Origin of the sequence: Streptomyces sp. NPDC056486 (genome assembly GCF_042795295.1) — a bacterium.
Classification (GTDB): Bacteria; Actinomycetota; Actinomycetes; order Streptomycetales; family Streptomycetaceae; genus Streptomyces.
Window position 1 is genome coordinate 1 of record NZ_JBHTSF010000344.1, and the last position, 1,013, is coordinate 1,013.

General features: G+C 68.3%; 1 pseudogene. It reads left to right on the forward strand.

Going from position 1 to position 1,013, the window contains the following annotated elements:
• Positions 1 to 67 precede the first annotated feature (67 nt).
• A pseudogene (locus ACFQ7F_RS45935) lies at positions 68 to 1,013 on the forward strand (IS5 family transposase).

Below are 1,013 nucleotides of genomic sequence, written 5' to 3' on the forward strand. Positions count from 1 at the left end.
CTAGGGCGTTTCTGATGGCTCTTGCTGGGGTGGGTGGATCAGCGTTGATGGTGGGCATGCGCGTCGTATGGTGCGACGCCATGAACTGACTGACGCGCAGTGGCAGAAGATCGAGTCGTTGCTGCCGGTGAACAGTGGCCCGGGCGGGCAGTGGGCGGATCATCGCCGGGTGATCAACGGAGTGCTGTTCAGGGCCCGCACGGGGATGCCGTGGCCGGATCTGCCGGAGCGGTATGGGCCGTGGCAGACCGTCTATGAGCGGCATCGCCGCTGGTCGGCCGACGGAATCTGGCAGCGGATCCTGACCGGGCTGCAGATCGAGGCCGATGCGGGTGACCCGGACGGGGCCCTGGCCCGGTCCGCGGCGACAGAGGCCGAGTGGGCAGTGAACATCGACTCCACTTCCTGCCGCGCTCACCAGCATGCGGCCGGGGCCAGGCACCGGCCGCCACGTGACTTCCCGCAAAAGGGGGCGGGGCGCGTGTGGAGGCCGATGGACGCGAGGCACTGTGGCGTTCCAGGGGCGGACTGACCAGCAAGGTTCACTCCCTGGCCGATGATCGGGCTCGCCCGCTGGTCTGGGAGACATCACCTGGCCAGCGGGGCGACAACCCCATGCTCGTCCCCGTGCTGGAGCGTCTGCGGATCTACCGGCACGGGCCCGGACGCCCCGCACCCGCCCGGACAGACTCCGCGGCGACAAGGCCTACTCCAGCCGTGACACCCGCGCCTACCTGCGCAGGCGGCATATCAAAGCGACCATCGCCCAGCCCGATGACCAACGCGACAACCGCCGGCGGCGAGGCCGGAGCGGCGGCCGGCCGCCGGCCTTCGACCCGGATCAGTACCGACGCCGCAGCGCCGCCGAACGCTGCGTCAGTAAGTGGAAACAGTTCCGTGCAATCGCCAGCCGCTACGACAAACGCGACTACATCTTCAACGGCACACTGACCGTCACAGCAATGGTCATCTGGCTCCGCGACACCGTCCAAGAGCCATCAGAAACGCCCTAG